Raw genomic sequence first — 11,536 nt, 5'->3', positions numbered from 1 at the left:
CTTTGGTTTAACAGAAAACGTTTTTATGACGGAGTGGAAGAACCAAAAATAATACCTAAATTTCTTATTGAATTATATGGATTTCAAAAAGAAGGCGTTGTGAGTAGAGAAAAATGGTTAGAAAAATCTTTAGAATTAAATATTATGAAATTTTGGTTTTCTGTTATGGGCATGATTGATTTTAAGTACTTGAAATCAATCAAACTTAAATTTTTAGATGGCGTTGTATATGAAGATCAATCATTTGGTGTTTTGCTGTTTTTGCAGTTAAAAAATATTTTTATTTTTCCTGCTAAAATGTACAATTATAGAATACGAGCTAATAGTATTATGAATCACGATAAAAAAATAAAAAAAGAAAATTTTAATTCACATATGATCGGCATTTATAAAAAATTTTCCAATGACAATATACAAGCAAAAAAATATATTATAGCTTATAGTTGGTGCGCAATGGCTTTGCAGCTTTTGAATTTTATGTATGAAGAGAAAATACAAAAAATTGAAAAATTTTTTTTAAAAAGAATGATAAATAACTATTTTCTATTTTCAATTATGTTTAAAAAAAATATATATAAAGATCCTTGTAATATTGATTTTTTAATTCATTCGAAAATAAACGATTTGATTGCTTTTATGAATCCTAGTCACAAAGAGTTTTTTTTAAAAGAAGTTGAAGAAAAAAAAAGATTTTTTTCATATCAATTGGGTAATAAAATACTTAATAGTCGTGGTTTAATTAATATTATTTTACTGCCTTATAGCGTGTTTGAGATAATGGTAAATTATAAAATCAAAAAACAGATAAAAATATCACCAAAAAAAAAGAGAGAATTTGGAAATGAAAATTCTGATATGTATTTATATCTAGAATACTTAGCTGAATTAAAGGTTAAGAATTATTTTTCCTATAAATTAGGACAAGTATTGATTAAAAATTGTAAAATATGGTATAAAGGTGGTATTTTTAAATTGCCATATGATATTTATAAAATTTATAAAACACATGAAGGATAGTAATGCAAAGAGAGTATTTAGCTTCTATAGTTTTTAATGTAAAAGCTGAGAATAAAGTCAAAATAGATAATTGTTTGTTTATATTAAATAGTTTGCTTAAAAAATATGGCAAGTTATTTGAAATTATCATTTTAGAACAAGATGTTATCCCATTTTTAAAAGATGAGTTCCAGAAATACTGTAAAGAGAATAGCAATGTAAAATATTATTTTCTTTATAATCCTTATGAATTTAATCTTAATTGGGGAAAAAATGTAGCAGCAAGACATTTTTCAAATGCAAAAACTATTGTTTTTTATGATTTTGATTTTATTGTAGAAGATAATTTTATAGAAGAAGTTTATTTATGTGATCAAAAAAAATATAAAGTTATTTCTCCATGTGGATATATACACTATTTAAATAAAGCTGATTCGGATAACTTTAAAAAACGATTGGATCTTAAAAATATACCATTAGAAAATCCTCATCCTATAAAATTTATTATGGATGGTTTGTGCATATTTAATAAGAAATTCTTTTTGGAGATTAATGGTTTTAATCAGCATATGCCTTTTGAAATTGAAAATAAAATATTAAATTTAATGCTTAAAAGAATTTGTAAAGAAAATGAGATTAGAATTTCTAATGAGACATACACTTGTTTATGGAGTCCCAATAATGATAAACAGTTAAATAATTTCGGATTTACATTCTTGAAAGAAAAATATGGAGATAGCTATTTTGAGTGTAGAAAAATTTTCAATAATATTTGTTCAAGCAATGATAAATTTGATATAAAACAAATTGAAAAATATAATTTATTAAAAAAACATTTCTTTGGAGATGCTGATCTGTATCGTTTTGAAAAAAGAAATCTATGGCAAGGATTTTGCCAAACTCAATCAAAAATCAATGAATTCCATTATAAAAATTTAGAATATGGAGAAGCACTATTTCAAATTACTTTTAACGATATTTATAAAATAAATAATTTTAGAAATATATTTAGGAGAAAAAAAAGATGTTTTATAGTTGGTAATGGCCCTTCTTTAAATAAACATGATTTATCATTATTGAAAGATGAGATTACTTTCGGATTTAACTCTATTTTCTATAAAAAAGATGAATTTAGGCCAAATTTTTATATTGTAGAAGATAATTTGGTAATGAAAGAAAGGTTAAAAGAAATAGAAGATTATGAAGTTCAATATAAGTTTTTTCCCATAAATTACAAAGAATTACTAAAGCCTTCTCCAAATCAAATTTTTTTCAAAATGAATTTAGGTTTTTATCAAGGAACTTCTAGATATTTCCGTATTCCAAGGTTTTCTTTGGATGCAACTGAAGAATTATTTTGCGGACAAAGTGTAACTTACATTGCATTGCAATTGGCTTATTTTATGGGTTTTGAAGAAGTGTATTTAATTGGTATGGATTTTTACTATGTTATACCAGAATCACACAAGCGAATTGGTAGTACTTTGATATCTAATACGGATGATCCAAATCATTTTCATAAGGATTATTTTGGAAAAGGTAAAAGTTGGCACGATCCTAAGCTTCATGAAGTTGCAAAAAATTATAAAATGGCAAAGCTAATTTATGAAAGTTCAGGGAGAAAAATTTACAATGCTACTATCGGTGGAAAGTTGGAAATTTTCGATAGAATAGACTATTATTCTATATTTGAAAAGCCAAATGTATCAAATATTGGTGCTGTTGATCAAGTAAAAAATCATTTAAGTTATAAAGTTGGGAAAACTATTGTTCACGATACTAAGAAGATAAGTGATGTGGTAAATATTCCTTTTAGATTATTTAGTATTATTAAAAATCATAAAAAAGAAAAAAATAAAAATTGTAAAAATTTAAAGAAATATAGTGACTATTCTGAAGCCCTAAAGGTGCAACAGTATTTTTCTTATAAGCTAGGGAAGTGTATAGTTTCTAATTATAAAAATCCATTTTTATTATGTAAATTAATAAAAATTATCATAGAGCATAAAAAAAGAAAATAGGAATTAAGAAGAAATGAAGGTAAATGCACTATTGCCAATGAAAGGGAATTCAGAAAGAGTAAAAAATAAGAATATGAAAGATTTTAATGGATTTCCATTGTATCATGCTATAATGAAAGTTTTGTTAGAGTCTTCTTATATAGATAAAATATTCATAAACACAGATAGTGATATTATAGCATCTGATGTTGATAAAAATTTTGATTGTGATAGAGTTGTTATTATTAAAAGACCTAAAGAAATTCAAGGTGATTTTGTATCTATGAATGACATCATCGCTTATGACTTAACCCAATGTAATGGAGAGTATTTTTTACAAACACACAGTACAAATCCTTTGTTAAAAACATCTACTATTGATTTAGCTGTTAAAAAGTTTTTTGGTGGTTTGGATTTGTATGATAGTCTATTTAGTGTTACAAAAGTACAGACTAGATTTTATGATAAGAATGCAAAGGCTATAAATCATGATCCAAATGAGCTTTTAAGAACCCAGGATTTAGAACCCATGTACGAAGAAAATTCTAACTTTTACATTTTTTCTAAAGAATCTTTTAATTTGGCTGGTAAAAAAAGAATTGGATTGAAACCACAGATATTTTCTATGAATAAACTTGAGGCCGTGGATATAGATAACCCTGAAGATTTTATCTTAGCAGAATTGTTATATAAAAACAGGAATATAATATGAATTTAAAAGAAAAATTGCAAAATAATAAATTAACTATAGGTAGCTGGATAAGTATAGGGCATCCTTGTGTAGTTGAAATTATGTCAAATGCAGGCTTTGAATGGCTTGTAATAGATTTTGAACATACATCGATGAATTATGAAACCGTACAAAATTTGATAACTACCATTCAATCTAAAAAGATTAAAGCATTGGTTAGAGTATGTAAAAACGAAGAGGTAATTATTAAGAAAGTTTTAGATATGGGTGCTGATGGTATTATAGTTCCTATGATTAAAAATAAAGCAGATGCCATCAAAGCAGTTGAATTTGCAAAGTATCCTCCAGTGGGTAAAAGAGGAGTGGGTTTATTTAGAGCTCAAAACTATGGATTAAAATTTGAAGAATATAAACAATGGGTTGATAAAAATCTTATTATTATTGCTCAGATAGAGCATTATGAAGCTGTTGAAAATATAGAAGATATAGTAAATACGGATGGAATTGATGGAGTTATTATAGGACCATATGACTTATCCGGTAGTTTAGGTTTTCCAGGGGAGTATCATAGGGTAGAAGTGAAGGAGGCTATTGCTAAAGTTTTGAAATGCTGTAAAAGATACAATATTCCCTCGGGTTTTCATGTAATAGAAACTGATCCAAAAAAACTTCAGGAAAAAATCAACGAAGGTTGTACTTTTTTAGCTTACAGTATAGATTTTTTATTTTTGAGTGATAATGCAACAAAGGGAATGGAAATTATCAAAAAGGATATAAAATGAAAGTGTTTGTTTCAACACATCCATTTGGAGAAACGTCTGAAAATCCATTGAAGTTGTTAAGTGAAAATGGGTTTAGTGTGAGATTAAACAACCATGGAAGGAAAATATCTTCACAAGAATTAGCCGAAGACATTAAAGATGCTGAAATCTTGATAGCGGGAACTGAAAAAATTACAGAAGAAGTTTTACAAAATGCTCCGAATTTAAAACTTATATCAAGAGTTGGTATAGGTTTGGATGGTATAGATTTTGAATTATGCCACAAATATAACATAAAGGTTGTTTATACGCCAGATGCTCCTACTATGGCTGTGGCTGAATTATGTGTAGGTTTGATACTTGATCTATCAAGAAAAATTAGTTTTACAGATGTAAATTTAAAACAGGGTATTTGGAATAGACATATGGGTATGTTACTTTATGGCAAAACGATTGGTATTATTGGTATGGGGAGAATAGGAAAAAGCTTGATTAAACTTTTATCTTCTTTCAACGTTTCTTTTAAGGTGTGTGAGCCAAATCCAGATTTTGCTTTTTTGAAGATGTATAATATAAAATTAGTAGACAAAGAAAAACTATTAAGAGAGTCTGATGTTGTATCTTTAAATTTACCATTAAAAAAAGACACTATAGATTATCTAACACTTGATGATTTGGAAAAAATGAAGAAATCGGCTATTTTAATCAACACTGCAAGAGGTGGTATAGTAAATGAACAAGATTTATTTATAGCTCTAAGAGATAAAATAATTGCTGGTGCAGCTGTGGATGTTTTTGAAGAAGAACCATATAAAGGTAAATTAAGAGAGCTTGATAATGTTGTTTTAACTTGTCATATGGGTGCTAGTACTATAGAAAGTAGAACAGATATGGAGACGCAAGCTGTAGAAGAAGCTATAAGATATAAAAACAACATTTCTTTAAAAAATGAGGTTTTTGAAAATGAATAAAAAGGTATTAGTTTTTGGAGGAGGAGGTTTTATAGGTAGCTATGTTGTAGAGGAGTTGTTGACTAATAATTACAATGTATTATATGCTGATTTAAATCCATGCGATAATATTCCAATGCGGTATTTTATAAAATGTGATATTATGCAAAAAAAAGAAGTTGAGTTTTTATGTCAGGATGTGGATATAGTATTCAATTTTGCAGGTTTTGCTAATTTAGATGATGCCATAGCAAATCCTTTGAAAACTTTAGAATTAAATGTTATAGGAAATATGCATATTTTAGAAGGATGCAAAATACATAAAATAAAAAGATATATTTATGCAAGTAGTGCTTATGCTATGAGCGATAAAGGGTCTTTTTATGGTATTAGTAAATTAACTTCTGAAAAAATTATCGAAGAATATTATAAAAAATTCGGGTTAAAATTTACCATTATTCGTTATGGCTCAGTATATGGAGAAAAAGAATATTATAATAATTATATTTATAATCTAGTTAAGGAAGCAATGCTTAATGGAAAGATTTCTCATAGTGGTGATGGTGAAGAAATTAGAGAATATATCCATGCTTATGATGTTGCAAAATTGGCTTTGCAAATTATAGAGAATAGTGAATTTGAAAATGAGCATTTGATTTTAACTGGTACAGAAAGAATACAAAGAAAAGAATTGTTTGAAATGATAAATGAAATGCTTGGAGGTAAAATAGAGATTTTGTTAAAATCTTCGGGTTATCATAATCACTATAAAACTACTCCATATTCTTTTCATCCAACTAGAAGTAAAAAATTAGTAGCAAATCCCCATATTGATATGGGACAAGGTATCTTGGAATGTATGAAAAATATTGAAAAGAAATATTTATGAAGACTAACTATATATATTTATCTTATTGTCTAAATGAAGCAACTCCAACTTATGGTAATAGTGATAAGGTGAATTTAACAAAAAAAAGTTCTATAGAGCATAATGATATTGCAAACCATACCATAATAACAACAAGTGTTCATAATGGAACACACATTGATATGCCATTGCACTTTTTTTCTGATGGACAAAGTATAAATGACTTTTGTTGTAGTGATTTCATTTTTAATCATGTTTTATTCGTCGAAATTAATTCAAGTGATACTATAATTAATCAAAATTTAATTCAAGAATTATCAAAAGCAGAAGATAAAATGGGCATTGAGACTATTATTGTAAAAACAGGAATTGGTTCCAAAAGAAATGACGAAGTGTATTGGAAAGAAAATTTTGGTTTTCATCCTGATATAGCTGATTATATTAGAGAATTTTTTCCTAATGTTAGATTGTTTGGTTTTGATAGTATTTCTGTTTCTAGTTTTACAAATAGAGAATTGGGTAGAATTGCGCATAGAAAATTTCTAGATCCAAAAAAACCAATTTTACTTTTAGAAGATATGAATTTAAATGAAATATACAAAGAGGATAATGTAAAAAAACTTATAGTCGCACCATTAAGAATTGAAAATTCTGATGGATTGCCTTGTACAGTTATAGCAGAGGTATTGTAATGGCTATTTTTTGTAAACTAAGAGATATTGGTAGATATAATATAAAAGATCTAAATTTAATTTTTAGTTATTTGTCTAGTTGTACTAATCCAAATAGTAAAGAATTCCAGAGATTACATGCGTATAATATAGGAGCATTTGAAAAAATTGAACTTGCTAAAGATATTTTTGCTCTAGAACAAACTTATTTTGCTAAAAATAAAAATCAAGCTTTTTTTGAATCTCATAAAGATTATATAGATATTCAGCTTATTGTAAGCGGTAAAGAAAAGATTGACTTTGGTGATAAAGAATTGTTTGAAATTGAAAAAAAGTATGATAAAACCAAGGATTTAATCATATACAAAAAACCTAAATTTTTAACTTCTAGTTTGATTTTAAATGAAAATGATATTGCTATTTTTTATCCCGAAGATGTACATATGCCAGGTTTAAGTATAGAAGATGATTCTTATATAATAAAAACTGTGGTAAAGTGTAAGATATGATAAATATAGAAGATATAAAAAATATTATTTTTGATTTTGATGGGGTTATACTTGATTCTGTGGAATTAAAAACACAAGCTTTTGCTGAACTTTTTCAAGAATTTCCTAAAGATAAAGTGCAAGAATTGTTAAAATTTCACTTGCAAAATGGCGGCATCTCTAGATATCATAAAATTCAGTATTTTTTTGAAAATATTATTCATAGAGAAATTACAGATAGTGAAATTTTAAAATATGCAAAAAAATATTCCAAACTTACAAAAGAGAAATTATGTAATTCTAAGTATATTATAAAAGAAACTTTTGATTTTATTAAAAAAAATCAAAAGTGCTACAATATGCATATAGCTTCAGGCGCAGATGAGCAAGATTTATTTGAGATTTGTGATAAATTAAAACTATCGCAATTTTTTTTAAGTATTCATGGTTCTCCAATAAAAAAAGATATTTTAGTAAAAAATATACTTATAAATAATAATTATAAAAATAAAGAAACAATCTTGATTGGGGATAGTGTTAATGATTTTGAAGCTGCATTAAAAAATAAAATTTATTTTTATGGAGTATTATCATGAAAAAGTTGGCAATACATTTGTTTGGTCATTTAAGAACATACGAGATGACATGTAAAAGTTTTTACGATAATATTGTAAACCCCAATATTAAAGATGGGTGGAAAATTGATATTTTTATTCATACATGGGATACTCTAAGTTCTTCGGTTGGGAGTTGGCATAGAGGTCGGCATGATTTTGATGAAAGAAAATTAACAAAAATAGATATTGATAAACTCTATCAAATATACCATCCAAAAAAAATAAGCATTGAGACATTAGAGAAGGAATATGGCTTGCATATAACTGTCAGGCGTGTAAATGAGCTTCGAGAAGAATATGAAAAGCAAAATAATATTAACTATGATTATGTACTTTTTACTAGACCGGATATTATTTTTTTTAAAGAATTTAGATTGTCTTATTATTTAGATTTATATTCGCAAAGTCCGCTGAAAAATATTGGATTGCCAGAGAAATTTATTATGTGTGCTTCTAGAATTTTAGAGAACTTTCCGTTATATGATCCAAGATGGACCCCAGCAAATGATATTTTGTGGTTTACAAAAGCAAGTAATTTTTGTGTACCAAACGCTGAAGATAAAGATAAAATAAAGATTTATTTGAAGTATCGTATCGGTATAGAATGTGATATTAAAAGACTTGTTGGTTATGAATGTAGTCGAGAAAAAGATCATATTGTAAATTTTAAAATAACCCAACTCAACCAAGACCAATCTAAAATATCCCTCCGAACTAAATATGGCACAGCCAAAGCAAGAATTCAAAACCAACTCTCTTATAAACTAGGTCAAGCTATGATAATAAATTCAAAATCTATATTAGGTTATATAAGAATGCCTTTTGTATTATCTTATATAAAAGATAAACACAAACAAGAACAAAAAAACTATCAAGAAAAAATAAAAAAAGATCCATCATTAGCATTACCTCCATTAGAAAGCTATCCTGATTATAAAGAAGCCTTAAAAGAAAAAGAATGTTTAACTTATAAACTTGGTCAAGCTCTTATACAAGCTAATAAAACTTGGTATGGGGGGGGGTATATCAAACTGCTATTTGAAATTAGGAAGTTGAAGAAGCAAAGTTAAGTTATTAATTTGAGCAACATCAGCATTGTGTACTTTAAGTTTGTGTTTTATTGTGTTATGGTATTATTTATGATTGTATAGGTTTAGTTATAACAAGGAGTTGTTTGTGAAAATTATTGCTCATAGAGGATTTTGGGTTAAGGAAAGTGAAAAGAATGCTTTGCTTGCGTTTGAGCGAAGTTTTTGTAACGATTTTGGTGTTGAGACTGACTTGCGAGATATGTTAGAGCAAATTGTTATATCACATGATATGCCAAATAGCAATTGTTTGACTCTAGATGATTTTTTTGCTTTATATAAAAGATTCTCTAATAATTTTCCTTTGGCGTTAAATATAAAAGCCGATGGACTTCAAAGAATTTTGAAAGAATTTTTAGAGAAATATGATATTAATAGCTACTTTGTATTTGATATGTCAATTCCAGATACTTTGCTCTATATAAAAGCAGGTTTTAATGTTTTTACAAGACAAAGTGAATATGAAAAACAACCTAGTTTTTATAATGAAGCATGTGGAGTATGGATGGATGAATTTTATGAACATTGGATTGATGAGAAGATTATTCGGGAGCATTTAGAAAATAATAAAAAAATATGTATTGTTTCCCCTGAATTACATAAAAGAGATTTTAAAAAAGAGTGGCAAGAATATAAAGAAATATCTAAAAAATTAGATAACGATGATAGTTTGATGCTTTGTACAGATTATCCTATTCAAGCAAGGGAGTTTTTTAATGTTTAAGATTAAAGCAATACTTTTTGATATGGATGGCGTTTTGATTGAAGCTAAAGATTGGCATTATGAGGCGTTAAATAAAGCATTAAGACTTTTTGGAATGGAAATTTCCCGTATAGAACATCTTACAACCTTTGATGGTTTACCAACAAAAGATAAACTAAAAATGCTTTCTTTGGAAAAAGGTTTACCTATGGGCTTACATGGATTTATTAATGAGCTAAAGCAACAATACACCATGGATTTGGTTTATAGTTTATGTAAACCAAGATTTCACCATGAATATGCTCTTTCTAAACTTAAAGAGAGTGGTTATAAGATGGCTGTATGTTCTAATTCTATTAGAAATACTATAGAAGTAATGATGCAAAAAGCTTCTCTTGATGTGTATTTAGATTTTTACATTTCTAATGAAGATGTTAAAAAAGGAAAGCCTGATCCTGAGATGTATAACAAGGCTATAGAAAAAATGAATTTGCACCCAAAAGAATGTATGATTATAGAGGATAATGAAAACGGTATAAAAGCAGCTAGAGCTAGTGGAGCTAATGTAATGATAGTGGAAGAAATCACTGAAGTTAATTATGAAAATATCTTAAAGCATATTAATAACTTCCAAAAGGAGAATAGATGATTGATATAGTTGTTCCTTTGGCGGGTAAAAGTTTTTTCTTTAGCAAAGATAAAGATGGCTTTCCAAAGCCATTTATTGAAATTTGTGGCAAAACTATGTTAGAACATTTCATAAGAAACTATGATAGTGTGAAAGAAAAACGTTTTGTTTTTATTTTAAAACAAGATGATGTTAGATGGTATCATTTAGATGATGCTATTAATGTCTTAACTGATGGTAAATGTAAAATAACAGTTCTAAAAAATGAGACAGAAGGAATGCTTTGCTCGGTTATGATGGCTGTAGATGACATACAAAAGGAAAATCCTGTCTTAGTGGTTAATATGGATCAAATTTTTGAGTATGATTTAAGAGAGATTCTTTTTAATTTTGAGCAATGCGATGCTGGTGTGTTAAGTTTTGAGAATGTTCATCCAAGATGGGCTTATGTAAAATGTAACGAAGATAATAATTTGGTTTTAGAGTCTTTTGAGAAAAAACCTATAAGTAAAAATGCTATTGCTGGATTTTATTATTTTAAGAATTTAGATTTGTTATTCAATGCTGCTAAAAATGTTATAAAAAAAGATGTAAATTATATGGGAAAATATTACATAGCCTCAACTTTAAATGAGTTAATTTTAAAAAATAAAAAAGTGATCAATGTAACTATTGATCCGAATCACTACTTTACTTTTTATAGTCATGCTAAAATCAGTGAATATGAAAGGATAAAAAATGCTAAAAGAGTTAACTAGACAATATATAAAAGTTTTTAGCGAGAAAGACTTAAATGGCGTATCTTTACTTCTTGATGATGATTTTGTACTTGAAGATCCTATTGTTAAAAGAGTGGAAGGAAAAAGTAAATCTTTGGAAATTGTAAAGAATATATTTAATAGTTGTGATAAATTGAGTTTTAGCGCTAAGAATATTTATATGGAAGGTGATGTTACGATCATTGAGTTTGTGCTGATGTTGGATAAACAAAGATTGGAAGGTGTAGATATTATTAAGTGGGAAAATGAAAAGATGAAAGAATTGAGAGCTTATTTAGATATTCCTAAGGATTGAA

At 27.1% G+C, this 11,536-nt stretch carries 13 protein-coding genes and 1 pseudogene; all 14 read left to right on the top strand.

Going from position 1 to position 11,536, the window contains the following annotated elements; translation table 11 throughout:
* Positions 1–1,017: pseudogene (locus tag L8V79_RS03910) on the top strand (hypothetical protein); the annotation flags it as partial.
* 2 nt (positions 1,018–1,019) lie between these two features.
* Positions 1,020–3,017: a 6-hydroxymethylpterin diphosphokinase MptE-like protein gene (locus L8V79_RS03905; RefSeq protein WP_263702562.1), complete on the top strand. Its 1,998-nt coding sequence runs from the start codon at positions 1,020–1,022 to the stop codon at positions 3,015–3,017.
* Between the two features lie 13 nt (positions 3,018–3,030).
* Positions 3,031–3,708, top strand: coding sequence for a cytidylyltransferase domain-containing protein (locus L8V79_RS03900; protein ID WP_263702559.1), 678 nt, complete (start codon positions 3,031–3,033; stop codon positions 3,706–3,708).
* Between the two features lie 14 nt (positions 3,709–3,722).
* Positions 3,723–4,469: an HpcH/HpaI aldolase family protein gene (locus L8V79_RS03895; RefSeq protein WP_263702557.1), complete on the top strand. Its 747-nt coding sequence runs from the start codon at positions 3,723–3,725 to the stop codon at positions 4,467–4,469.
* Positions 4,466–5,419: a phosphoglycerate dehydrogenase gene (locus L8V79_RS03890; RefSeq protein WP_263702556.1), complete on the top strand. Its 954-nt coding sequence runs from the start codon at positions 4,466–4,468 to the stop codon at positions 5,417–5,419. The genes L8V79_RS03895 and L8V79_RS03890 overlap by 4 nt, the downstream gene beginning before the upstream one ends.
* Positions 5,412–6,287 (top strand): NAD-dependent epimerase/dehydratase family protein, encoded by an 876-nt coding sequence (locus L8V79_RS03885; RefSeq protein WP_263702555.1) that lies wholly within the window; start codon positions 5,412–5,414, stop codon positions 6,285–6,287. Before L8V79_RS03890 ends, L8V79_RS03885 begins: the two co-directional genes overlap by 8 nt.
* Entirely contained in the window at positions 6,284–6,958 is a 675-nt protein-coding gene (locus L8V79_RS03880; RefSeq protein ID WP_263702554.1) for a cyclase family protein, read from the top strand. The genes L8V79_RS03885 and L8V79_RS03880 overlap by 4 nt, the downstream gene beginning before the upstream one ends.
* The gene (locus L8V79_RS03875) at positions 6,958–7,446 is read left to right on the top strand and encodes a YhcH/YjgK/YiaL family protein (RefSeq protein ID WP_263702553.1); all 489 of its coding nucleotides are present in this window, start codon (positions 6,958–6,960) and stop codon (positions 7,444–7,446) included. Before L8V79_RS03880 ends, L8V79_RS03875 begins: the two co-directional genes overlap by 1 nt.
* A complete protein-coding gene (locus L8V79_RS03870; protein ID WP_263702551.1) occupies positions 7,443–8,021 on the top strand; it encodes an HAD family hydrolase in 579 nt (192 codons plus the stop codon). The genes L8V79_RS03875 and L8V79_RS03870 overlap by 4 nt, the downstream gene beginning before the upstream one ends.
* Positions 8,018–9,112: a hypothetical protein gene (locus L8V79_RS03865; protein WP_263702550.1), complete on the top strand. Its 1,095-nt coding sequence runs from the start codon at positions 8,018–8,020 to the stop codon at positions 9,110–9,112. Before L8V79_RS03870 ends, L8V79_RS03865 begins: the two co-directional genes overlap by 4 nt.
* Before the next feature lie 106 nt (positions 9,113–9,218).
* Complete coding sequence (locus tag L8V79_RS03860) at positions 9,219–9,854, top strand: hypothetical protein (protein ID WP_126340661.1); 636 nt, start codon at positions 9,219–9,221, stop codon at positions 9,852–9,854.
* Positions 9,847–10,482 (top strand): HAD family hydrolase, encoded by a 636-nt coding sequence (locus tag L8V79_RS03855; protein WP_126340662.1) that lies wholly within the window; start codon positions 9,847–9,849, stop codon positions 10,480–10,482. Before L8V79_RS03860 ends, L8V79_RS03855 begins: the two co-directional genes overlap by 8 nt.
* A complete protein-coding gene (locus L8V79_RS03850) occupies positions 10,479–11,219 on the top strand; it encodes a glycosyltransferase family 2 protein (RefSeq protein ID WP_263702549.1) in 741 nt (246 codons plus the stop codon). The genes L8V79_RS03855 and L8V79_RS03850 overlap by 4 nt, the downstream gene beginning before the upstream one ends.
* The gene (locus tag L8V79_RS03845) at positions 11,200–11,535 is read left to right on the top strand and encodes a nuclear transport factor 2 family protein (protein WP_263702548.1); all 336 of its coding nucleotides are present in this window, start codon (positions 11,200–11,202) and stop codon (positions 11,533–11,535) included. The genes L8V79_RS03850 and L8V79_RS03845 overlap by 20 nt, the downstream gene beginning before the upstream one ends.
* The last annotated feature ends 1 nt before the right edge of the window (position 11,536 follow it).

Source organism: Campylobacter sp. IFREMER_LSEM_CL2194 (genome assembly GCF_025771685.1).
In the GTDB taxonomy this organism is placed as follows: Bacteria; Campylobacterota; Campylobacteria; order Campylobacterales; family Campylobacteraceae; genus Campylobacter_D.
This window is presented reverse-complemented; position numbering and strand designations above follow the sequence as displayed.